We start from the raw sequence: 23,763 nt of genomic DNA, 5'->3' as shown, positions 1-23,763 counted from the left end.
GATCTAACCAACGAAGCTATGAATATCGTTAAAGAAACTGAATTTAATACAATATGTTGAGTTTTTTAAAGTTTAGCTAAGCGTGCCGTTGTGATTGAGGCCGCAATTAATAAACACACACTCACCCATAAACATGCACTAAGCCCATACACTTGAAAAACCCAGCCAGAAAGCACCGTACCAAGCAAGCGCCCTATTGCATTAGCCATATAATAAAAACCAACGTCGAGCGACACCCCGTCATTTTTAGCAAAACTTACTATTAAGTAACTGTGCAGTGATGAATTTACGGCAAATACACCACCAAAAATAAGTAAGCCAATTACAAGCGTAAAATGTACCGCGATATCAAATTGCATCAACAACGCTAAAATACAGGTTACGCCACTTAATAAAGCAACCCACCAATATGCTTTTTTGACTGAGTGTGAATTTGAATCGCTTTGCCCAGTTATGCGTGGAGCTTGCGATTGCACCAGCCCATAAGCAATAACCCACAAAGCCATAAAGCCGCTTACCCACCAGTGATCCCAGTTAAACTGAGCGGCTAAGTAAACCGGTAATGCAACGACAAACCACACATCACGCGCTGCAAACAAACATAAACGCGCAGCACTAAGTAAGTTGATTGCACGAGATTTAGAAAATAACTCTTTAAACTTAGGTTTGTTTGTAGCTTTGCCAATATCGCCTTTCAAAAAAATTAAACTAATAACCCACGCAACACTAAGTAATGCAATTAGGCTTATTAGTGCACCTACAAAACCAAATACAGTAAGTAATAAGCCGCCTAAAAAAAAGCCCACCCCTTTTAACGCATTTTTAGAGCCTGTAAGTATGGCAATCCATTTATATAATTGGCTTTGCCCCTCATCGCTTTGCGGTACTAAATACTTAATGGCGCTTTTGGCACTCATTTTATTTAAGTCTTTAGCTATGCCACTCAATGCTTGCGCTGCCATAACATAGGCAACGGTTAGCCAATCCCCTGGCACGCAAAGCATAGCTAAAGCTACAAGCTGCAGCCCAAGCCCTACATTCATGGTTTTGTTTAACCCTAAATGCGCGCCAAGCCAACCTCCGACTAAATTAGTGATCACACCAAAAATTTCATAAAACAAGAACAACATGGCTATTGCAAATGCACCATAACCTAACTGATGAAAATACAGCACCACCAACATGCGTAGTGCACCGTCGGTTAAAGTAAATGCCCAATAGTTACCAGTAATTATTAAATATTGTTTTATAGAACTCGGTAAGTTAGCCAACTGCGCAAACATAGCGTTAAACCTTTTAAATGAGATTAAACTAAATCACTTTTTGCAACTTTAAGCATTAGCTCAGCAGTACGGTTTGCATAACCCCACTCGTTATCATACCAAGCGTATAATTTAAGTTGAGTGTTGTTAATTACCATAGTAGAAAGGGCATCTATGGTGCAGCTGCGCGGATCTGTTTTGTAATCTATAGATACAAGCGGTCTTTCTTCGTAGCCTAGAATGTCTTTTAGCTCATTATTTGCAGCATCTTTAAACCACGTGTTTACTTCACTTTGTGTAACACCTCGCTCCAGCTCAAAAACACAGTCAGTAATGGATGCATTAGTTAACGGTACACGTACAGCATGGCCGTTTAATTTACCTTTTAGCTCAGGGAAAATATGCGTAATAGCCGTTGCACTACCGGTTGTAGTAGGTATTAAACTTGTGCCACAAGAACGAGCACGACGTAAATCTTTATGAGGCGCATCAATAATAGTTTGGGTATTGGTAATATCGTGAATAGTGGTCATTGAGCCGTGCTTAATGCCCACTTTTTCTTGCAGAACTTTTACAATGGGCGCTAAGCAGTTAGTTGTGCAAGAAGCTGCTGTAACAATTTTATGTTCATTTGGTTTATATAAACCATCGTTAACACCCATAACCACATTTAAAATGCCGTCTTCTTTTACTGGTGCGGTTACTACAACGCGCTTAACACCTTGCGCTAAATATTGATTTAGCAGTTCAGTGGTTTTCATTTTACCGCTGGCCTCTATTACTACATCGCAATCTGACCAATCAGTTTCATTTATAGTTTTGTTGTTGGTAACTGCAATCGTGTGCTTACCCACACTAAAGCTATTATCATCACTAGTAACCTGCTGCGCTAAGCGTCCGTGCACTGAGTCAAACTCAATTAAATGTGAATGTGTTTTAGCATCGCCCGCTACATCATTTACTTTAATAAACTCTATTTCTGGCCAATCAACTGCTGCACGCAGTGTTAAACGCCCCATACGGCCAAAACCGTTAATACCTACTTTAATAGTCATAATTAAATACCTTTAATAAGTTAGTTTATTAGTTAGTTACAACAGCTAGCTGCACGTTCAGGGCGATTACCCATGGCGATTAAGCGCGTTAAATCGTTTTGATAAAATGAAGAGTTAGCAGTAAGCGTTTGCGTTAATACATTTTTAGCCCACTCTGGCAGTGCTTTGTTAATACTGTAGTACACCCATTGATTTTGTTTACGGTCGCTTAATAATCCGCATTGTCTTAACTGTGCTAAATGGCGAGACACTTTAGGTTGGCTTAATTCAAGTGCAGCAACAAGCTCGCATACACATAGCTCTTCTTGATGGCTAATTAGCAGCATTGCTTTTAAACGTGTATCGTCCGCTAGGCATTTATAAAATTGAAGTGGGTTGAATTGTTCCATACTGTCCTCACTGTGCTTATGCATACACAATAAAACAAAATAACAATATATGGAATAGTGAATATACGTTTTATCGTATATTTAGTTTTTATACCTTAAACGCAAAAAAGCACACAACGACTAATTGTCGTTGTGTGCTTTTATAACTTTTCTTTATTTAGTTATTAAATAACTGAAAGCTCTATTTCGATGTTGCCACGTGTTGCGTTTGAATACGGGCATACTTGGTGCGCTTTATCTACAAGCTCTTGCGCTGCTGTTTTATCCATATCACCTAGTGATACAGCAAGTTTTACCGCAATCCCAAAACCGCCTTCAATCGCGCCAATAGACACTTGTGAGTTAATATGCGTGTCGCTTGGTAATTCTATTTTTTCGCTACCTGCAACAAATTTAAGTGCGCCAATAAAACATGCTGCATAACCTGCGGCAAATAATTGCTCTGGGTTAGTGCCTTGTCCGTCGTCTCCGCCTAAACCTTTAGGTGTTGATAAATTTACATCTAAACGACCATCATCAGATTTAGCTACGCCTTCACGGCCGCCAGTTGCAGTTGCTTTTGCTGTGTAAGCTACGTTTTGTAATACATTCATAATGAACTCCAAAGTTTAAAAATATCAATCAATTTAGTTTGTGTGCAAAATAATAGAACAAGTAATTAGAGATTGCAAATACTTTGCATGCAAATTAAAATAGCATGTATCGAAATGAAGGATAACGTTATGTCGTTTGAGCAATTAAAGTTAAAGAATCAGTTATGTCATCGGTTATACATGGCATCTAACAGCATTGCGCGTGCGTATCGCGAGCCTTTAAGCGAACTAAATTTAACCTACCCACAATACGTAGTAATGATGGCCCTGTGGGAGCAAGACGAAATAACAATTGCCGAGCTAAAAGATAAAACCGCGATAGACGGCGGTGCAATGACCCAAATACTCAAAAAAATGAGCGACAAATCATTACTGGCTGTTATTAAAGATGAGCACGACAAACGCAAACGCCTAGTGCAGCTAACCCAGCATGGCCAATCACTTAAATTAAAAGCAGCCGATATCCCTAAAAATATTTTATGTAAATTTGATAGTGTAGATGCAACACAAGCACAGCAGTTAATGCAGCTGCTCGATTTAGTAGTAAACGACTTAGCCGATTAGGCTCTTAATTTTTAAACAATAAACGTGTTTTAAAAGGTTTTAAAAATGACCCATATTAAAAAATTACTATTAGCAGCGGCGTGTAGCACGGCTCTTTTAGGTAGCAACGCCGTATCTGCTAATACCGATAATCAAAATGCTGATTTAAAAACAGTAGCCACATTTGATGCGCAGCATCCACCGGGTAACATTGCTATTACTCCATCGGGCAGAAAGTTTTTATCTGTGCATGGTTTTTTTGGCCAAAAGCAAAAAATTATGGAGCTTTTAAGCGATGGTACAACCAAGCCCTACCCTAATGAAGAATGGGCATACGCGTACAATAACGGTAAAGGTTTTTACGACGTACTTGGCATAAATGTATCAAGCGATGGCGTTTTATGGATGCTCGACACCTCAGGGCCCGATCATGCAGGGCGCTTAGTAGGCTGGGATACAAACAAAGAGCAACTGCACAAAATCATTTATCTGGCTAAACCAACCATTACCGACACCTCGTTTTTAAACGATTTAGTCATCGATAATAAGCATGGCGTTGTATACATTGCCGATACAGCCCAAGGCAGCCAAGCCGCTATTATTACGGTTAACCTTAAAACAGGTGTCGCACGCAGAGTATTACAAGACAGCCATTACACCACAGCCGAAAATATCGATATGGTTATTGATGGGCGCACAATGAGCCTTGGCGGACAACCTGCCCGCTTAGGTGTTAACCCTATTACGCTTGACCCTAACGAAGACTGGCTTTACTTTGGATCTATGTCGGGCACGTCGGTTTACCGCATTGCCACCAGCGCTATAAATAACGAGAGCCTTTCGGCTAAAGCGCTTGAAGACAAAGTTACGCGTTACGGCACTAAGCCAATTTCAGACGGTATTATTGTTGATGGCGGCGGTAACGTATATGTAACCGACATAACCAATAGCGCAATTGGCGTAGTTAAACCCACAGGCAACTACGAAGTATTATTTAAAGACGAACGTTTGAGCTGGCCTGATGGTTTTAGTTACGGAGCCGATCATAAAATATACTTTACCGTTGACGATTTACATAATTCTCCAGTGCTTAATAATGGCAAAAATCAAAGCCACGGCAAGTTTAAAGTAATGTCGTTCGAGCCTTTAGTAAAAGGAAAAGTAGGCCGTTAATTTACTTTTTAAGTGACTACATTTTTAAAAAGCCTTGCACATTTAAGTGACCCAATAGTTGCAGGGCTTTTTGCTAAAAACACACCACACTGGTGCATCTTTTAGTAATACTTCACCTCTTTGGTGCTAATCCTTAAGTATGTATTTACACTTAAATACTAAATACCTGATTTTTATTCATAAAATATTCAAGTTAATGTTGGCATACTTCTTCCTATAAACTGATGTGTTCAGTGAAAATACTAAGGAAAAACCATGTTCAATTTATACCATACCCTTTATCTTTTATGGCGTTTAGATATTAGCGTTTGGCAAGTTAATGATCCAACAAATACCCATACAACCGCTGATAAAGAGCGCGCCTATGTTAAGTAACATCGTATTGTGTAAAGGCTTGGCATAAAGCTTAAATGTATAAACCTACTTTAGGCTAAGCTTTTACACACTATGAAATTTATATGTACATTTTAGTTAAACTTCAAATTAATCGTTCAATATCAAAACAACTCCCTTGTAATAAATTCCCCATTTAAAAACATCAAAAATTAGTAAAAACACTGCGTTTATAACTTTGCAAGCAACCCTATTGCGTTGTATTGTTGCACCCTATTGAAAATTTTTAGTTGGAACGTGTATGAACGCTTTGGAAGTTAATTTTGATGGCTTAGTGGGTCCTACTCACAACTACGCTGGTTTATCGTATGGTAATGTTGCTTCGTTAAATAACGCAGCAAGCTTTTCAAATCCTCAAGAGGCAGTGCTTCAAGGCCTTGAAAAAATGAAAGCCATGCACGACAAAGGCCTAACCCAAGGTGTATTTGCCCCTCATGCGCGCCCCGACTTAAACGTACTGCGCCGCTTAGGCTTTACCGGTAATGATGCACAGGTAATTCATAAAGCATTTAAAGCTGACCCAATTTTATTACGCGCGTGTTATTCAGCGTCTGCAATGTGGACAGCCAATGCTGCTACGGTATCGCCATCTCCTGATACAACCGACGGCAAAGTACATTTTACTTCAGCTAATTTAAATAATAAGTTTCATCGTTCATTAGAGCCTGCAACCACTACGCGCTTATTAAAGGCTATGTTTAATAACGACAAATACTTTGCGCACCATACCCATTTGCCAGACCAAGGCTTTTTTGGCGACGAAGGTGCAGCAAACCATACTCGTTTTTGTGACAGCCACGGCGAGCAAGGCCTTGAAATGTTTGTATTTGGTGCCAGCGCGTTTAACAGCCAATTACCAAAACCCGCTAAGTTTCCTGCAAGGCAAACACTTGAAGCCTCAGAAGCAATTTGTCGCTTACATAACTTAAAAGATTCAAGCCAAATTTTACTACAGCAAAACCCAGACGTAATAGACCAAGGTGTGTTTCATAATGATGTAATTGCAGTAGGTAACGCCAATGTATTACTGTGCCACCAGCAAGCATTTTTAAACCAAGCACTGGCACTGCAAGATATTCGCGAAGCGTATGTAGGCAATAAAGAATTTTATATTATTGAAGTACCTACCGATAAAGTAAGTATTACCGATGCTGTAAGTAGTTACTTATTTAATAGCCAGTTAGTGAGCCTTGAAGATGGTTCAATGCTGTTAGTGGCACCACAAGAGTGTAAACGCAACAGCGCGGTTAACGCCTACATTGAAGAAATGATTATGGCTGATAACCCAGTAAACCAAGTGCAGTTTTTTGATTTACGCCAAAGTATGCAAAATGGCGGCGGCCCAGCTTGCTTGCGTTTACGTGTAGCCCTTAACGAGCAAGAACTTGCTGCAGTAAACCCAGAGGTTATTTTAACCGATACTAAATACACACAACTGTGTGACTGGGCAAAACGTAACTACCGCGACAAATTAGGCGCAAGTGACTTTGCAGACTCAGCCCTGTTGACTGAAAGCTACCAAGCACTTGATGAGCTAACGCAGCTACTTAATTTAGGCTCAGTGTACGACTTTCAATTAGAAGGTTAATACCTAGTCAGCACAAAGGCTAATACAAAAATAGCGAGCAAAGGCTCGCTATTTTTATTTGTGCTTATGTTTATGTTAATACATATTTAAGCATCTTTGTTAACAGTTATTGCCGACGCCATCGACTCCGATAAATGCAGCGTACGCTGCGGAAACGGAATACTCAGCCCAGCGCCTTCAATTGCTTCTTTAACACGTTTATTTAAATCCCACACGGTTTGCCAATAATCACCATTAACAGCCCACGCACGTAATTGAATGTTTACTGCGCTTTCGCCTATTGAAGTAACCATTACTTTAGGAGCAGGCTCTGCAAGTAATCGGCTCTCTGATGCTGCTAATTCTTTAAGTACATTTAAGCCAACATCAATAGAGTCGGCATACGAAATACCCACCACTATGTCCATTCGTCTTTTGCCGTTACGGGTAAAGTTTTTAATATTGCCACCCCATACTTTGCCGTTAGGCGATGCTATATAAAGACCGTCGGTGGTTTTAAAAATCGTGGTAAACAGGTTTATTTCGTTCACAGTACCAAGCGTGCCACTGGCATCAACAAAGTCGCCTATTTTAAAAGGTCTGAGTATTAGCAGCATAATACCCGCAGCAATATTGCTCAGCGTATTTTTAAGGGCTAAACCAATCGCTAAACCCGCAGCGCCCATTAGCGCAATTAAGCTTGCCGTATTAACGCCAAAAATATCCAAAATAAATAGCCCGCCAATTATATAAACTAAATAACCAGCAATACTCGATAAAAGCGGGAGTAGCGTACTATCTACCCTTTTTAATGGCGATTTAGAGTTTTTAATCGCTTTTTTAACCGAGCGTGCAATTAAGGCACTCGCAACTAAAATCACCAACGCTAAAATCACTTTGTACCCTAAAGTGATGATTGTTTCTGAATGGCTTTGCCAAAACGCTAAAAGTTTATCTTTCATGTTTGTTCCGATAAATGTGGCTGAAACTCAGCAAAATAATGGTTAAATCTAATAAAAACCGACTTCAAAAGAAGTGGCGCGAGTATATAGAATAAAAAATTTAAACCTATCTTTTTTAATCACTTATTTCAACTTTAAAAATACCGTTAAAACTATGGTTTTTGATACGTAAAGCCCGCCTATTTACGGCTAATTTATAGCCCCTATTCAATATAGGTTAATCGTTTATTGGTATGGTTATTTTAAGCTTTCAATGTTCACAAAAGAGGTTATCTATGGGAAAAGAGAAAATAATACTCATAACCGGCGCTTCAAATGGTATTGGCGAAGCAACCGCAAAAACGCTGGTTAACAATGGCCATAAAGTAATACTTACCGCTAGACGCGAAGACAAATTAACTAAATTAGTTGAGTCATTAGGCTCAAATAACGCCATTAGCATAGCCGCAGATGCCACCGACTTTACCGCACTTGAAAACGTAGTAACAAAAGGCATTGAAAAGTTTGGTCGATTGGATGTAGCCTTTGCTAATGCAGGTAAAGGGTTAGACACATTAGGCGTTGAAGAAGGCGACCCCAATGAGTGGTCAACCATGATCGACATAAACATTAAAGCCCTATTGTGGACTGCAAAACTAACGCTTGCGCATTTACGCCAAAGCAAAGGACACTTTATTATTACTAGCTCAGCAACTGGTCGCAGAGCTGTTAAAGGCTCTATATACGGTGCAAGCAAATGGTTTACTTATGGTTTTTCTCAAAACCTAGCACAAGAAATTAGTGAGTGGGATGGGCGCTGTACAACCATCACCCCAGGCGCTGTAAATACCCCTTTTACTGATGAAGCAAGACCTGACAAGTTATACCCGCAAGATGTTGCCGATGCTGTGTTATTTGCCATTGAGGCAAATCAGCGCAATAGCATCAGAGAAATACATTTAAGACCGACTCATTAGTAAAACTATTCTCATAATTTTGAATATGTAAACATAGGAGAAATAATCATGGCGAAAGAAAAAATAGTCCTCATTACAGGTGCTTCAAGCGGTATTGGCGAAGCAACCGCAAAAACGCTGGTTAACAATGGCCACAAAGTCATTTTAACCGCCAGAAGCGAAGACAAATTAACTAAATTAGTTGAGTCTTTAGGCTCAAATAACGCACTGAGCGTAGCTGCAGATGCCACAGACTTTACCGCACTTGAAAACGTAGTAACAAAAGGCATTGAAAAGTTTGGCCGATTGGATGTAGCCTTTGCTAACGCAGGCATGGGTGTTTCAACCGCTGGCACCGAAAAAGGCGATCCGGATGAGTGGTCAACCATGATCGACATAAACATTAAAGCGCTGCTATGGACTGCAAAACTAACACTGCCGCATTTACGCCAAAATAAAGGTCACTTTATATTAACCAGCTCTGCCGCTGGCCGTAAGCCAATTGGCGGCTCTATTTACGGTGCAACTAAATGGTTTGCTTATGGCTTTGGACAAAACTTAGCTGAGGAAATGAGTGAGTGGAATGGCCGCTGTACCACCATAGCACCAGGTATGGTAAATACCCCGTTTTTTGATGAGGCAAAACCCGATAAACTCGACCCACAAGATGTAGCCGACGCTGTACTGTTTGCTATTGAAGCAAACCAGCGCAACAGCGTACGTGAGATTTATTTAATGCCGACTAATTAACGTTGATTGGTTGAGTTTGAGCTGTCAGGTTTAATGCTAATGGTATTAAACCTGATGGTTGTTAATTCTAAATACCGGCTAGATAGAATGAAGGGAAAATATTCGGCATTAATAAAAGCTTGTTAGCTGCTTTTTAGATTGCGTTCTAAGAATACAACTCTCGTTTTACCCAGCTTTGCCGTTTTAAACTCAGAATAACCACGGCGTTTATACATCGCTAAATTTGAAGCACTAAACTCCCCTGTAAAAAGCTCGACACGATTAGCTTCTGGAAATACAGTTTCAAGTGAAGAAAGCAACTTAGAGCCAACACCCTGGCCATGCAGTTCAGGCCATACCGCCATGCGTCCAATATGACAACTACCAGCTTCTAAGCGAGCTTGACCGCTTGCCAATAACTTACCGTTATCAACAACTTTCAAAATGATTTTCTTCTCAAAGTCTGCTTTCAGTTCATCAAGCGTTTGAGTTAAAGGCGGGATATTAAAGTCATTATGCAGTTCAGCTTCTGATTGATAAGCTACGCGCTGAAGTTCTAGTAAACATTCTGCATCTTCTATTGTGGCGTGAAATATTTCCATATACTCAATTCCTTTTGGCAACTAACAATTTAGTCTACGACATTTGTCGCTTTACAAACCGGCAAATGTCCTTATATTACAATGATTTTATCCTAGCTATAAAATAAACAACTGTAAACAGTTAGTTAGCTTCGCCTTACCTTTCCTAAATGCAGCAAAACCCCAAAATGGTGGAGATCAGTAATATCAGACAAATTACTGTTTAGTTATACAGCTTGATTATTAATTAAAAGATTATATTTTAAGTACCTGTGTTTAAACTAATAACACGTTCACCCTTTGACCCTTAAACTTGTAACTCGTTATTGCTTATAAAATTAGTTAAAAATCACAATCACCTTCTATTGAATCCTGTGTATTTTTACTTCATATTAAATACTCTTATTTCTCACTTATTATGCTGTTATGTCATTTTTAAAATTTAGCCATGCACTTATCCTCACACTTGCTAGTACCTTACCGCTTACAAGCCATGCGGCGCTTGATAAAAACGAGCGTGAAATAGTAAAACAGGTCGATAAAAACATTCCCCAAGCATTGAAAGAAATAGAGCAAGCCGTAAATATTAATAGCGGTTCGCTTAATATTGAAGGTGTAAAAAAAGTAGGCGCGCTGACAAGCGAGCAGCTTAAAGCCATAGGTTTTAAAGTAGAATGGCTGGATGGCAGTGCGTTTAACCGCGCAGGGCATGTATTAGCAACCCACGAAAGTAAAAACCCCGATGCAATAAAAATACTGATGATCGGCCATCTAGATACGGTATTTGCCAAAAACGATAACTTTACTACCTACAAACAGCTTGATGCCGATACAGCCAGTGGCCCAGGTGTAGCCGATATGAAAGGCGGTAACACGATAATAATTACCGCACTTAAAAGCTTACAAGCCCTTAATTCACTCGAAAATGTAAGCATAAAAGTGTTACTGACTGGCGATGAAGAAAGCAGCGGTCGCCCGCTTAGCTTATCTAAACAAGCTATTGTTGATGCAGCAATTTGGGCTGACGTAGCGCTTGGTTATGAAAATGGCGATAACAATATAAAAACAGCTATGGCGGCGCGCCGTGGTTATACCGGTTGGACGCTGAACGTAACGGCAAATGCGGCGCATTCTTCGCAAATATTTAGCGAAAGCGTTGGTTATGGCGCTATTTACGAAGCATCACGCATTTTAAATGACTTTAGAGAACAACTTGCCACACAACCTAATTTAACGTTTAACCCGGGGCTTATTGTAGGCGGTACAAATGCCGATTACGACAGTGCTAATTCGTCAGCAACGGCGTTTGGTAAAAGTAATGTAATAGCACAAACCGTGCATGTAGCAGGTGATTTACGCGCACTATCGCCAAAGCAATTCGAAAACGCAAAAAGGTCAATGCAACTTATTGCTAGCAACAGTTTAAATGGCAGTAAAGCAGAGCTTATTTTTGAAGACGGTTACCCGCCAATGGCATTAACTGATGGCAATAAAAAGCTATTAGAATTATACAGCGACGCAAGCCACGATTTAGGCTTCAACAAAGTAGTAGCCGCCAACCCTCGCAACGCAGGTGCAGCAGATATTTCATTTGCCGCAAACCATGTTGATATGGCACTTGATGGTTTAGGCTTAATGGGCAGCGGCGCGCACACTAAAAACGAAACAGCCGATTTAACCAGCCTTGATAAAAACATTAAAAAAACTGCATTACTCATTTATAGATTAGGGCAGTTATAAACACCTTTAAATTGGTTCTAATCGGTTAGCCGCAACTTGCATTGCAAACTTACGCAGTGCTTTAAGTTGCGGGCTTTCACTTTGCCAATAATGCCAGTACAAGGGCGTATCAATATAATACTCTGGAAATAAGTCAACTAACTCCCCTTTTTGCAAGGAATCGCCAAGCTGCAAAGTCGGCAATAAACCATAGCCTAGGCCTGCTATCATGGCTTGTTTAAATCCCTCTGATGAGGGATATATATGCATATACTCTGGCGTTGAGCCGCTAATATCTTCTAAAAACTGGTGCTGTAGCTTGTCGTACTCACTAAAAACTAAACAGGGCAGCTGCGCCAGTTGCGAAAGCGAAGTGAGATTATGCTGTTTAATAAAGTCAGGACTCGCAATTGCCTTGTAACGTATAGCGCCTAATGGGCTTGCTAGCCCGCCATTTACAGGCTCAGGAGATGAGCTAATACACACCATTACCTCGCCATCTTTCATTCTTTTATGAGCGATGGATTGATCCTCTGAGATCACTTCAAATCTAAATTTACAATCAGATTCTGTGTCTAGTATAGCAAGGGCTTCTGGCAACCATGTTGCTAGTGAGTCAGCATTGGCAGCCAACTTTACACTAAGAGGTGTATTTAAGCTGGAGTGTTCGTTAAGTGCATCTACGTTTAAAGCAACTTCTAACTGCAGCACTTGTTGTAAATGATTAAGTAAACGCTTGCCAAGAGCGGTCGGACGCGGTGGCTGCGTTCTAATAATTACAGGCTCTCCAAGTTTGGCTTCGAGTTGATGAATTCGCCGACTTACTGCCGATTGCGTAATAAATAGTTTTTTAGAGGCTTTTTCAAACCCGCCTTCACTAATAACCGCCGACAGTGCATTAAGTAGTTGATAATCAATCATGAGTTTTACGCATATAACCCTAAATATATTCATTGGATTTGTAACAGAATACCCCCTACCCTGCAAGGCATTGAATAATTGAGTGGATTTAAAGTATGTCGTTTTTATCGGGTGTGATTCTGGGACTAAGTTTAATTATTGCTATTGGCGCGCAAAACATCTGGATTTTAAGCCAATGTATGGCTGGCGCTAATCGGTTTGTTTTAGCCTCGGTATGCATTATTTGTGACGCGACTCTTATTTTAATAGGTGTATTTGCAGCAAATGAATTACAGCAATTATTACCGGGCTTACTACCTTGGTTAACGTGGGGCGGTATTGCGATGCTCTTGTACTTAGCGTATGGATCTGCAATGCGAGCAGTTAAAGGGACTTCGGGTTTAAAGGTAAGCCAAGTAGAAAAAGTAAGCTGGTGGAGTACTGCTCTTTCGGCCTTTGCAATTAGTTTGTTAAATCCACATGTGTATTTAGATACCGTGTTACTACTTGGCAATATTGGCGCTTTACAACCAAACCCAATGCATTTTGCACTTGGCGCTTGTGTTGGCTCAATAATTTGGTTTAGCAGCTTAGTACTTTTTGCACCTAAACTTAAAAGCATATTAAGTTCACCATTTAGATGGCGAGTATTTGATACCGCAATTGCAGTTATATTATGTTTTGTGGCGTTTAGTCTTTATAACGTACCTAGCCAATAAAATAAAAGCAGCGACTTTTAACAAGCGCTGCTTTTATTATATTCACTTAGGCTAATGTGTTTTAACGTTAGCCTTTGGGTTAATAATTTAAGACATTATTTTAAACAGTAAATCTTTTACGGTTGCTGGCTCAAACGGTTTATCACAAATTGCATCTACCCCTGCTTGGGCTATATTTGCTAAATGTGTTTCGTTGGCTTCTGAGCTCACCATTAAAATAGGAATATGCGAGTAGCTATTTGAGCTTCTAACGGTTTCGGTTAGTTCTCGCCCGTCCATTTCTGGCATGTTGTAGTCGGTTACTATTAAGTCGAATGATTGGTTGCTTAAGTGCTCAATAGCTTCTTTACCATTTTCGGCTTCTACTGGGGCAGGTATTCCCATACCCGCAAGTACACGAATAATGTGTTTACGCGCAAAGCGGCTGTCATCTACAACCAGCACTCTTAGCAATGTTACATCAAAATGTTCAAGGTCTACTTCTTCTTCACTAATTATATCTAGCGTGGCTTTAAGAGCGCGTGTAATAGCGGTTGCACTAAAAGGCTTTGGTAAAATGGCTAATACACCCGATTGACGTAGTTGCTCTAAATACTTTTTATTTCGCTCGCTGGATACGAGCATAAACGGTTGATGTTCGGTGCTTGGGTTTGATCTGATTTTTTGCAATAAGGTGTCGGCTGTTCCATCGGCCAAATACATTGCGCTTATGACTAAATCTGGTTGATATTTAATAAGAAGTGCTAATGTTTGCTCTTGTGTGGTTGCCGTTTCTACTTGTTTAACGCCACTATCTAATAACGATTTTATAATTATTTTTTGTTGAACGTCTGAAGGTTCTACTAATAATATTGATAAATTGGCTATTGCGGTTAAATCACTCATTTATGTCTCTTATATATTATTATGTTTTTAAAGGCGATTACTTTCATTATAGAACAACATGTATAACTGGAGAGATAAAAACTTTGCAAAATTGTAAATAACATTAAATATTGCACGTTAAATGCTCATAAAATGCTTACTTTAATTGTTTTGAATGTATTCCAGTGCCGTCATTTTTTTATAGCTCACATTGGGGTGTAAAATATGAGCTGGCTCGGGGTCTACAACTTCAATGGGAATATTGTAATCGCGGGCTATTTCAATCGCCATTTGCGTAATGTTAACGCTAAACGAGGTACCCATAAATACGATTTTATCGGCGTTGCTCATACGCTTTTGCGCTTCGCTAATTCTATAAAGTTCGGTGTAGTACTCATCAAACAATAAAACAAAGGGTTTAAAAGAGTAATTAAGCTCAGGTGCTTGGTTTTGAATATTAAACACATCAAATAAAGAGTTGTGCAAGCAGCTTTCATCGACCTTTTCCCACGGAGCGGTAAAAGGGGTTACGTCATCGCCTTGATGGTGAAATAAGGTCATTTGATCAAGCCTGCCATGAATAGCAATGTAATTTTTATTACCTGCTTTACCATCAAGCCCATCTATGTTTTGAGTAATTAGGTTTTTGTTACTCAGCCAATGATGCACGTCGTTTGGGCCGTGGTTGCGATACGTTGCAAAGCGATGGTAATACCATGCTAAAAACTCTTTAGGGGCATTTTGATACATTGCGCGTGTTGCCATTTCCATAGGCGTATAATTTTTACTGCCTATGGTCCAATAACCGTCCTCACCTCTAAAAGTGGGAATGCCACTGGCTGCGCTTACTCCTGCGCCGGTAATGTAAAGGGTGTTCATTTTTCAACCTTATAACTGAGTACGTTAGCACTTACTTGCTGGTTATTATCAATACCGCCAACTCGGTATAAAACACCTTTGTGCTCAAGTAAACCACGGTGATCCATACTTTTTACTTTAGCCGGTGATAAAACCTGCCATTCGTTTTTATCCACACTAAAACGCCAAACATGATCACTTGCTGGTGCAGGCTTACCGTCGTAACCTATTGCGCTGTAGTTATATGGGTTATTAGAGCCTGCCATCATATAAATATTGCCATTATAGCTGCTAGCTGCCATTCGATAGTGAGCGGTGCCCGTTGGATGAGGCAACGTACGCCAATCTATTTTTTGTGGATTAGTTGAATCTATTGTGCCTTTTAAGCACTGTGCTACACCTGCAAACGAGCGACGCGAATCAGGGTTAGCTTGTGTTTTAACGCCATCACAAATAACAATGGTATTCCCACTAATTGCAGCTGCCTGACCAAACACGGGTTCACCTAAAAATGGCGAGGCTTGTTGCCATGTATTATTTTGCGTGTCGTATACTTGCACTAAGTTTACGTTGCCGTCGTTATGCCAACCGCTAATTAGATAAATGTAACGCGCTTTGTAGCTCAGCGCTACGCTATCGTCTACGGGTACTGGCATGCTCGCAAGATGAGTGTAAGTATCTTTTATTACGTCGTACTTATAAACGTCTGGGCTTGAAACTTCAGTATGATCTTCTGCTACCGTATAGCCGCCAAATACATAGGCGTACTCGCCTAAACCGACTGCGGTGCTAGCTAAGCGCCCTTTTAATGGCAAGCTTGAAGGCACACCAGTTTTGGGTTGCCACTGTGAATCGCCAACTTTAAGCGCCCACACTTTGTTATGCACTGACGAGTGCTGCTTATCGCTGCCTAATCCCATAAAGCTTAAAAAATAGGTTTGGTTTTGTACTATAACTTTAGCAACAGCATTATTCGCAACTGGCTCAGGTAAAGCGGGAAGACTTGCTAACGCAAGAGAAAAAAGAAGACTCATGAGGCAAATAATTTAATAAGAATTAATACGCTCAGATTAAATTATTTTAGCCTTATGAGCCAGTATTGTTATATTTAAATAATCAAACGCTTTTGATTGATAATTAGGCTAGTAGGCAATACTAATATGCTGATTTACATGCGCCGCATTTTGCGCTTCATCAACCATTGCTGTTGCGTAATCAGTGACCGATACCTTGCTCTCGCCTGCGTTATTAGTAAAATATGTATTGCTGCCAACACGGTAATCGCCTTCATTATCATCTGGACATAATTTGTGGACAGTTTATTTATCACGTAATTATCAGCAAACGGCAGTGCGTGCTTTCATCGACTTTTTAGCGCAGCACTGGCAAACCGATATTAAAAATATGGCGGCAAGTAAGGTATTATAGTTAAGGGCGTTTTGACTATTGTTTAATCTAAGGTGGTAGTTCAGCTTAGTTATTGAGGTAAGTAGGTTACGTTATCTAACCCTCGTTGTTTATTTTTATACATCGCTTGGTCGGCATATTTTATAAGTTCGTGATCTGTTTGACCGTGCTCTGGGTAGTTTGCAATACCAATACTAGGTGAAATATTTAATAGTACGTCACCTAACTTAAAGACGTCCTTAAACTCAGTGAGGACTTTATTTTTGATTCTGACAGTTTCGTGGCTAGAACTTAAATTATCTAAAATAATCAAAAATTCATCTCCGCCTAAACGCCCTACTGTATCGTAGTGTCTAACCGATGCTGAGAGCCTTTTTGCAATAGCGCATAAAAGCTTATCGCCAGTTTCGTGTCCGTGGGTGTCGTTTACTGCTTTAAAGCCATTTATGTCTATAAACAGTAAAGAAAAAAATGTGTTGTTTGTAGTTGCACTAATAATTACTTTCTCTAATCGCTCCATCAATAAAGAGCGATTAGGCAAACCAGTTAACACATCGTGCCGTGCCATGTAATGTAGTTGTTCTTCCATTACTTTACGCTCGGTTATGTCGTGCGCTACTGCAATTCTTACTTGATGTTGCTCTGACCAGCGAACAGACCATAATATATGGACTACTTGACCATCTTTTCTCATCCAGCGGTTTTCGAAGCGAGGGTTTACCGTTTCGCCAGACAATAGCGAAGTTACTGCGTTATGGGTTTTATGATGATCGCCAGCATAAACATAGTTAATCATTTTTTTGCCAACAACTTCATCGGCTTTATAACCAAAAATTTGCTCAAATGCAGCACTTACAAAAACAAATGTGCCTTGTTTATCTACCACACACACGGCATCAAGCATTAAATCGAGTACTTCTTCTACATTAATCAATTCATTTTTCATCATACTCTGGTGCCTTTAAAGCAAAACCAAGCGAATTTAAGTATTCTATATACCTTTAATAAAAGCAAAGGTAATTGAAACTACAATAATAATTAATAAAAAGTTAGATTAATCCTGCACGTATAATTAATATCGCCCTGCAAAAGCATGATATGCAAAGTTAAATAATCAATAACCGCAAAATACTTTGAAGTCCTTCAAAAATAGCCTAAATTTTAAATTGTAAATAACCATATAGCTCTCAGTAACTTCTATTTTTTTACTCTTTAATACATGTACTTGTATAAAATGTATCTACTGTATTTTTTATTGTTTTATTGGCCGTAGTTAAATTTTTTAACTACTACAACATTAGTTATTTTGATTTAATCGCATTTATACTTTTACGCTGTTAATGTATGTTAATATTGTGTGATATCACATGTATTACAAAAACAGTCATTGTTTTTGATTTTTTGATTGCGCAGGAGACTTTCGGGTGAAAATATCACAACGTTTATTTTGGCCATTACTTTTTGTGTGCCCTCTTGTAACGGCTGAGCCGTTTGAAGATGAAGACCTCGATCTTGATGCCTTAATGGGTATGGATGTGCAAGTAACTTCCGCGATGAAAAGAGCACAGTCAGCTTTCGATACAGCCTCATCAATTTATGTGCTTAGCAAAGAGCAAATAACAAAGTCTGGAGCAACCTCAGTTCCCGAAGCCCTTAAAATGGTACCTGGTTTAATTGTACGTCAGCTTGATAACAATCAATGGGCTATTTCTTCAAGAGGTATTGCTTCTCGTTTTTCAAGCAAACTGTTAGTAATGATTGACGGGCAAAGTTTATATACACCTAAATTTGCCGCAGTCTATTGGGAAACGCTAAATGTTCCTTTATACGATATTGAACGCATTGAAGTAATACGCGGGCAAGGCGGACTACTTTGGGGTAGTAACGCAAATAATGGCGTTATTAATATTATCACTAAAAATAGTATTGATACTCGCGGAGGATACGCCAGTGTAACAACTGGTAATCAAATAAATGCAGATGCAAATCTTCGCTACGGTGGTGATATAAGTAACATCGGCAGTTACCGTGTTTATGGCCACTTAAAAGATGCCAATGAATCCAAAAAAGGTGTTTCACTGACACCTAGTGACACTACAAAACAACAATCATTTGGTATCCGAGCTGACTTTACGCCTAATGATGAATGGTCAGGATTGTTTCAAGGTACTATTACTCATTCTGATTTAGGACAAAATTATCGCGGTGTGATTGATGATACTAATAAAAACATTTCTTTCTCAGACGGCTTAGAAAGAACAGACTCTCGCGTTATGGCTCGCTTAGAAAATCGAATCTCGCCTGATGCCAATCAAATGTTACAAGTCTCTTGGCTTAAACAAAACGGTTCTCAAAAATACATAAAGGAAGATTTTGAATCTATTGATATAGATTATCAAATGAACTTTATTTATCAGTCCCTACAATTAGATTGGGGGTTGAGTTATCGATACAATAGTATTTCTTTTGAAAAAAGCGTGTTTTTAGACAGCGATAAAGACCTTGATAGCTTACAGCAATATGGCGGGCTTATTCAGGCTCAATATAACTTCATTCCAAATACACTAGACTTTATAATTGGCACTAAATTCGATCATAATGATTTAACTGGATGGGAAAACCAACCATCTGCAAGACTCGTGTATAAACCAATTGAAAACCATTTAGTATGGAGCGCTCTATCAAGAAGTGTACGAACACCCACCCTTATCGAGTTTAATGATAACTTTACAGTAAACGGTACTAAAGTTATCGAAGCGTTAGGCTCAAGCACTGGCGTAACAGCAATTGACGAGTATCGTATTGCTACATTTTTAAATGGTAACGATAACGTTAAATCAGAAAATTATACATCCTACGAATTAGGTTACCGATTTACAGATGAAAAATGGTCAGTGGACTTCTCGACTTTTCATACTGATGCTAAGCACGTTGCAGTCATTAATTTAAATACGCACGCAGATCAGTTTTTGCCCGCTCTCGCTTTTTTTCAAGCTGGGCAATTTCAGCAAGCGGCCTTAGCACTCACAACAACACAAATTGATTTAGATTTAGTATCTGTAGGGGCAACAACGACTAATGGCCTTGATGCTGTTATTTCATGGCACCCTTTAAATACACTAAGTACAGAACTTGGTTACAGCTACACAAGGATTGATTACGACTTACCAGTAGGCACAACCCCCTCCATTGGGTTTGATTCAACGAATAGGCAGCTATTTGCTAAAGCCAATTACACACCACTTAAGAACCATAATATATTTGCGACATTGCGCGTAGAAAATTCAGATGCTTACAATACCGATAGCTACACAACTCTAGATCTTACTTGGAACTATCAAATCAATCCAAAGTGGTCAACGGCGCTTTCAGGTAAAAATTTATTTGCAGGTTCTCATATAGAATATGGAAATACTCGCGAAACTTACACAATACCTAACTATATTGATGAATGTATTACCTTTACTATTAAAGCGACATTTTAAGTTAATAAATGCTGAAATTTAAACGATCATTTCATAGCCTTATAATACTTTTTGTACTTTCACTTAGTACGAACAGTTATGCTATGGAAAAAGAATATATGTTAAAAGCAGGCTTTTTATATAACTTCGCTAGATTTGGGCAATGGCATACTTCGTTAAGTGAACAAAAAGCATTTATTTTATGTAGCCCAGACCAAAACTTCATTGATATAGCAAACGTTGCTTTGAAAAACAGAACAATTCAGGACTTACCACTTCGTAGTAAATTTATTTCATTCGAGGAATTAGCTAGTACAAAATGCAACATGCTATTCATTACATCCGATACTGTAGAGGCTTGGAACATTGCAAAACCTTTAATGCAAAATAATATAATGGTAGTAGGTGAAACCGATGTATTTATTCAAAGCGGTGGTCATATCCGATTTTTTCTATCGAGTGGAAAAATTCGCTTTGAAATTGCGCCAAAGCAACTTAAAGATGCAGGCATTACTATGAGTTCAAAAGTACTACGCCTTGCCCGCGTTGTAGATAGGTAATGCAATGAAGAAATTATTTGCACTAAATACAATAAGCAAAAAATTGTTATTCATCCTAATGAGCGTGGCACTTGTTTCTACTGCAACTGTTACTCTTGTATTCAGTGCTTATGAAATTACAAGTGCCAAAGAAGACCAAATAGAAAGCTTAGATTCTCTCTCAAAGATGCTCTCCCCAAATATAACAACAGCACTTATGTTTGATGATATCGAAGCTATTCAGGAGCTTATTAATCCAATACTGATTCGATCTGATGTTATTAGCGTAGCTGTAAATAATAAGGCTGGAAAACAATTAGCAATAGCTAAATCAGAAGCAATGGAGGTTGAACATAGTATTGAAGTAAATACCCCTCTAACGCTCGACACTAACCATTATGGAGACCTACAAATACGTGCAAATGACAGCTATATTAGAGATAGAATTACTTTTTATATTAAGTTTATTTTAATTTTAATGGCTTTTACGTTTGCAGTAAGTTTACTTTTGTCTTTATTACTCAGGCGCCGATTTTTAAATCCAATACTGTATTTAGCGCAAACGGCTAATAAAATAACAACATCACATGATTACAGCTTACGTGCCAAGCTATTATCTCAAGATGAAGTGGGACAACTTACTTCTTGTTTTAACGATATGCTGCACAATATTGAGCAAAGGGAAAATTCGTTAGAAAATCAAGTTAGGCTTCGCACTAACGAACTTGAAAATGCAAATTCTCAGCTGCAACAGTATGCTTACCAAGACGGGTTAACCGATTTACCAAATAGACGGTATTTTTACGAGAAACTACAAAGCTTAGTAAGTGTTGAAGGAATGAAATTCGCCCTTATATTTATCGATTTAGATGGTTTTAAAGAGGTAAACGATAGCCTTGGCCATGACTACGGCGATTTACTATTACACCAAGTAGGAACCAGACTTCAAAGCTGTATAACAAGTAAAGATACAGTAGCTCGTTTAGGCGGAGACGAATTTACGTTGATTTTAGAGGGCGTAAGTAGTTCAGATGAGGCATCAAAAATTGCCAAAGTTGTAAAAAACAGCTTAATGCAAAGTATAAAAATAAAAAAAGAAACAGTGTATGTTACAGCAAGTATAGGTTTAACGTTTTTCCCTGCTGATGGCTTAACAGTAGAAGAGCTCGTTAAACGTGCTGATCAAGCAATGTACTTGTCTAAGAATAAAGGGCGTAATCGCTATGAGTTCTTTTCTTATGCTATTGAAGAAAAAGCTACAGAAAAGCGTCGTTTAATAGAAGAGATACGTATTGCAATCATTCAAAATCAATTTGAATTATATTACCAACCTATTTTTTCAATTGATGGAAAATCAGTACCAAAAGCTGAAGCCCTTATACGTTGGAATCACCCTACGCGGGGTCTAATAGGACCAAATGAGTTTATACCTGTAGCAGAAAAAAATGGATTAATAAACGGAATAGGGCAATGGGTTAAATCTCAAGCAATTCAAGATACCGTCCAATTTAATATTTTGAGTGAGAAAACGATTCAAATAAGTGTGAACACATCACCCCTTGAAATTGATCGTGCTGGTTGCTGGGTGGATGATTGGATTACCGCAAGCAAAAAATACCAACTTCCCGCAAATACTATTTTAATTGAAGTTACAGAAAATACATTAATGGACCCAGACTCCTCAATACAACAACAGTTAAAACGCTTAAGTACAATTAATATAGACATAGCCATTGACGACTTTGGTGTTGGATACTCTTCGCTTGCATATTTACAGCGCTTAGACATAGATATATTAAAAATAGATCGTTCATTCATTAAAGATATTGAATCAAATGATAATAGTATTGCTCTAATTAAAGCTATTATTACCATGGCGCACAACCTAGATGTTATGGTTGTTGCTGAAGGCGTTGAGACACAAAAACAATACAACCTATTAAAGCATCTTGCTTGTGATTATATTCAGGGCTACTTCTTTTCAAAGGCTATTTCTAAAAAAGAGTTTATGGGAAAATACATAGAACAAAAAGAAGTGATCTAATTTTTGTCTATCGTGTGAACCTTTTACAATTCAACATAGAAAACCCCATAACTCTTAATTTACATTCAATATACTTATAGCCTTACCTCAAGCTATAACCAGCGAGGGACAAGTAATTTATACTCTTTATATTGTGTAGAAAAACGATGGGTCAAATGAGCTTCCTCAACTAAAGTTTGTCTATATATAGCAATTAAACCAACCACTAAGCAGATCAAACTAAATATACTAGGTAAGGCTAAAAAGAAACCTACTTGTGCTGCTACGATACCTAAATACATCGGATTTCTAGAATATTCATATAACCCAGAGGTTTTAAGCTCATGCGGTCCTTTAGGATCAATTCCTGATCGCCAAAGCTCAGACATATGGAAATGTACAAACATCGTCAAAATAAAACCCGCACTTAATAAAATATCGCCAAACAATACTCCTGGCCAGCCATTAAATATCGAAAACAGACCCAAATAACTATCTAACTCAGGTACAAACACTCTCACTACACATACAAACCAAATAGCAGCTCTGAAAAACTTAAAAACCATATGGTTCCACCAACTAGAACAAAACTTATCTCCTGGATAAACAACGCCAGATGGTGTGTTTCTATTTTTATAAATAATTCTAAATGTATAAAACCCCGCAACAAAAGTATAAAAAATAGCTAAGTAAATACGTGTAAATTCAACTAGCGAAGTAGAGTCATCTAAAAATGTTTCATAGTGCATTTAGTTACAGCTCACAATCATTATTGGTGATAATTTTAAAACAACTAACTCAAAAAATTCTAGTTATATAGTCATGAAATTATATTAGTATTCATTGCCTTTATAAACAAGTTAAGTCAGTAGTTTGTTAATGGCTAGTCATTAACTCATACCATTAATTTAAAAATAACTTTAATTTATGAGGATCTCATACTTTTTATGTAATACCAATCTGCTTATATATTTTATATCGATATTATTCACTCATATTTTCCTTTCTATAGACGCAAAAAAGCCCAAATTGTTAGATACAGACTTTCTACAATGTGAAGTCGGTGCGCTACGCAATAGAAGCTATTA

22 protein-coding genes and 1 pseudogene are annotated in these 23,763 nt (G+C 38.5%); 11 read left to right on the top strand and 12 right to left on the bottom strand.

Annotated elements, in window-relative coordinates; all coding sequences use genetic code 11:
• Nucleotides 1-65 precede the first annotated feature (65 nt).
• The 4 genes from arsJ to WNY79_RS19875 all read right to left on the bottom strand — a co-directional run bounded on the left by arsJ (nucleotide 66) and on the right by WNY79_RS19875 (nucleotide 3,299).
• Entirely contained in the window at nucleotides 66-1,283 is a 1,218-nt protein-coding gene (arsJ, locus tag WNY79_RS19890; protein ID WP_197100890.1) for an organoarsenical effux MFS transporter ArsJ, read from the bottom strand.
• A gap of 23 nt (nucleotides 1,284-1,306) precedes the next feature.
• Nucleotides 1,307-2,317: an ArsJ-associated glyceraldehyde-3-phosphate dehydrogenase gene (locus tag WNY79_RS19885; RefSeq protein WP_342876709.1), complete on the bottom strand. Its 1,011-nt coding sequence runs from the start codon at nucleotides 2,315-2,317 to the stop codon at nucleotides 1,307-1,309.
• A 32-nt stretch (nucleotides 2,318-2,349) separates the two neighbouring features.
• Nucleotides 2,350-2,706, bottom strand: coding sequence for a metalloregulator ArsR/SmtB family transcription factor (locus WNY79_RS19880; RefSeq protein WP_342876708.1), 357 nt, complete (start codon nucleotides 2,704-2,706; stop codon nucleotides 2,350-2,352).
• 164 nt (nucleotides 2,707-2,870) lie between these two features.
• Nucleotides 2,871-3,299 carry an organic hydroperoxide resistance protein gene (locus WNY79_RS19875; protein WP_024598473.1) on the bottom strand — a complete coding sequence of 143 codons (429 nt, stop codon included), beginning with the start codon at nucleotides 3,297-3,299 and terminating at the stop codon, nucleotides 2,871-2,873.
• A gap of 129 nt (nucleotides 3,300-3,428) precedes the next feature.
• On the opposite strand from WNY79_RS19875, the gene WNY79_RS19870 reads away from it, so the two are divergent.
• The 3 genes from WNY79_RS19870 to astB all read left to right on the top strand — a co-directional run bounded on the left by WNY79_RS19870 (nucleotide 3,429) and on the right by astB (nucleotide 6,996).
• The gene (locus WNY79_RS19870) at nucleotides 3,429-3,863 is read left to right on the top strand and encodes a MarR family transcriptional regulator (protein ID WP_170071607.1); all 435 of its coding nucleotides are present in this window, start codon (nucleotides 3,429-3,431) and stop codon (nucleotides 3,861-3,863) included.
• 45 nt (nucleotides 3,864-3,908) lie between these two features.
• Nucleotides 3,909-5,015 carry an L-dopachrome tautomerase-related protein gene (locus WNY79_RS19865; RefSeq protein ID WP_342876707.1) on the top strand — a complete coding sequence of 369 codons (1,107 nt, stop codon included), beginning with the start codon at nucleotides 3,909-3,911 and terminating at the stop codon, nucleotides 5,013-5,015.
• Between the two features lie 634 nt (nucleotides 5,016-5,649).
• Nucleotides 5,650-6,996 (top strand): N-succinylarginine dihydrolase, encoded by a 1,347-nt coding sequence (gene astB, locus WNY79_RS19860; protein ID WP_182749772.1) that lies wholly within the window; start codon nucleotides 5,650-5,652, stop codon nucleotides 6,994-6,996.
• A gap of 86 nt (nucleotides 6,997-7,082) precedes the next feature.
• Here astB and WNY79_RS19855 read toward each other — a convergent pair whose 3' ends face one another.
• The gene (locus WNY79_RS19855; RefSeq protein ID WP_342876706.1) at nucleotides 7,083-7,937 is read right to left on the bottom strand and encodes a mechanosensitive ion channel domain-containing protein; all 855 of its coding nucleotides are present in this window, start codon (nucleotides 7,935-7,937) and stop codon (nucleotides 7,083-7,085) included.
• 275 nt (nucleotides 7,938-8,212) lie between these two features.
• Here WNY79_RS19855 and WNY79_RS19850 point away from each other — a divergent pair, with 275 nt between their 5' ends.
• Together WNY79_RS19850 and WNY79_RS19845 are read left to right on the top strand one after the other, a co-directional pair.
• A complete protein-coding gene (locus tag WNY79_RS19850; protein WP_342876705.1) occupies nucleotides 8,213-8,893 on the top strand; it encodes an SDR family oxidoreductase in 681 nt (226 codons plus the stop codon).
• A 48-nt stretch (nucleotides 8,894-8,941) separates the two neighbouring features.
• Complete coding sequence (locus tag WNY79_RS19845) at nucleotides 8,942-9,622, top strand: SDR family oxidoreductase (protein ID WP_024597443.1); 681 nt, start codon at nucleotides 8,942-8,944, stop codon at nucleotides 9,620-9,622.
• Between the two features lie 122 nt (nucleotides 9,623-9,744).
• On the opposite strand, the gene WNY79_RS19840 is transcribed toward WNY79_RS19845, so the two are convergent.
• Nucleotides 9,745-10,203 carry a GNAT family N-acetyltransferase gene (locus tag WNY79_RS19840; RefSeq protein ID WP_182692573.1) on the bottom strand — a complete coding sequence of 153 codons (459 nt, stop codon included), beginning with the start codon at nucleotides 10,201-10,203 and terminating at the stop codon, nucleotides 9,745-9,747.
• 405 nt (nucleotides 10,204-10,608) lie between these two features.
• Here WNY79_RS19840 and WNY79_RS19835 point away from each other — a divergent pair, with 405 nt between their 5' ends.
• Nucleotides 10,609-11,922, top strand: coding sequence for a M20/M25/M40 family metallo-hydrolase (locus tag WNY79_RS19835; RefSeq protein WP_342876704.1), 1,314 nt, complete (start codon nucleotides 10,609-10,611; stop codon nucleotides 11,920-11,922).
• Nucleotides 11,923-11,928: 6 nt separating this feature from the next.
• On the opposite strand, the gene WNY79_RS19830 is transcribed toward WNY79_RS19835, so the two are convergent.
• Complete coding sequence (locus tag WNY79_RS19830) at nucleotides 11,929-12,822, bottom strand: LysR family transcriptional regulator ArgP (RefSeq protein WP_342876703.1); 894 nt, start codon at nucleotides 12,820-12,822, stop codon at nucleotides 11,929-11,931.
• Between the two features lie 95 nt (nucleotides 12,823-12,917).
• Here WNY79_RS19830 and WNY79_RS19825 point away from each other — a divergent pair, with 95 nt between their 5' ends.
• Entirely contained in the window at nucleotides 12,918-13,520 is a 603-nt protein-coding gene (locus WNY79_RS19825) for a LysE family transporter (RefSeq protein ID WP_076924359.1), read from the top strand.
• Between the two features lie 87 nt (nucleotides 13,521-13,607).
• On the opposite strand, the gene WNY79_RS19820 is transcribed toward WNY79_RS19825, so the two are convergent.
• From WNY79_RS19820 to WNY79_RS19810, 3 genes are all read right to left on the bottom strand, one after another.
• Nucleotides 13,608-14,405, bottom strand: a complete 798-nt coding sequence (locus WNY79_RS19820; RefSeq protein WP_342876702.1) for a response regulator — start codon at nucleotides 14,403-14,405, stop codon at nucleotides 13,608-13,610.
• Nucleotides 14,406-14,546: 141 nt separating this feature from the next.
• A complete protein-coding gene (locus tag WNY79_RS19815) occupies nucleotides 14,547-15,263 on the bottom strand; it encodes a Sir2 family NAD-dependent protein deacetylase (RefSeq protein ID WP_342876701.1) in 717 nt (238 codons plus the stop codon).
• Nucleotides 15,260-16,276, bottom strand: a complete 1,017-nt coding sequence (locus WNY79_RS19810) for a galactose oxidase (protein WP_342876700.1) — start codon at nucleotides 16,274-16,276, stop codon at nucleotides 15,260-15,262. Before WNY79_RS19810 ends, WNY79_RS19815 begins: the two co-directional genes overlap by 4 nt.
• Before the next feature lie 274 nt (nucleotides 16,277-16,550).
• Between WNY79_RS19810 and WNY79_RS19805 the strand changes: the two are divergent.
• A pseudogene (locus WNY79_RS19805) lies at nucleotides 16,551-16,670 on the top strand (LysR family transcriptional regulator); the annotation flags it as partial.
• A gap of 49 nt (nucleotides 16,671-16,719) precedes the next feature.
• Here WNY79_RS19805 and WNY79_RS19800 read toward each other — a convergent pair.
• Complete coding sequence (locus WNY79_RS19800; protein WP_342876699.1) at nucleotides 16,720-17,598, bottom strand: sensor domain-containing diguanylate cyclase; 879 nt, start codon at nucleotides 17,596-17,598, stop codon at nucleotides 16,720-16,722.
• Nucleotides 17,599-18,073: 475 nt separating this feature from the next.
• Between WNY79_RS19800 and WNY79_RS19795 the strand changes: the two genes are divergently transcribed.
• The 3 genes from WNY79_RS19795 to WNY79_RS19785 all read left to right on the top strand — a co-directional run bounded on the left by WNY79_RS19795 (nucleotide 18,074) and on the right by WNY79_RS19785 (nucleotide 22,696).
• Nucleotides 18,074-20,134, top strand: a complete 2,061-nt coding sequence (locus WNY79_RS19795) for a TonB-dependent receptor (RefSeq protein ID WP_342876698.1) — start codon at nucleotides 18,074-18,076, stop codon at nucleotides 20,132-20,134.
• An 83-nt stretch (nucleotides 20,135-20,217) separates the two neighbouring features.
• Nucleotides 20,218-20,673: a YfiR family protein gene (locus WNY79_RS19790; RefSeq protein ID WP_231616699.1), complete on the top strand. Its 456-nt coding sequence runs from the start codon at nucleotides 20,218-20,220 to the stop codon at nucleotides 20,671-20,673.
• 4 nt (nucleotides 20,674-20,677) lie between these two features.
• Nucleotides 20,678-22,696, top strand: a complete 2,019-nt coding sequence (locus WNY79_RS19785) for an EAL domain-containing protein (RefSeq protein WP_342876697.1) — start codon at nucleotides 20,678-20,680, stop codon at nucleotides 22,694-22,696.
• Nucleotides 22,697-22,788: 92 nt separating this feature from the next.
• Here WNY79_RS19785 and WNY79_RS19780 read toward each other — a convergent pair whose 3' ends face one another.
• The gene (locus WNY79_RS19780) at nucleotides 22,789-23,424 is read right to left on the bottom strand and encodes an isoprenylcysteine carboxylmethyltransferase family protein (protein WP_024598455.1); all 636 of its coding nucleotides are present in this window, start codon (nucleotides 23,422-23,424) and stop codon (nucleotides 22,789-22,791) included.
• Nucleotides 23,425-23,763 lie beyond the last annotated feature (339 nt).

The organism is Pseudoalteromonas sp. AS84 (assembly GCF_038900255.1).
In the GTDB taxonomy this organism is placed as follows: domain Bacteria; phylum Pseudomonadota; class Gammaproteobacteria; order Enterobacterales; family Alteromonadaceae; genus Pseudoalteromonas.
This window is presented reverse-complemented; position numbering and strand designations above follow the sequence as displayed.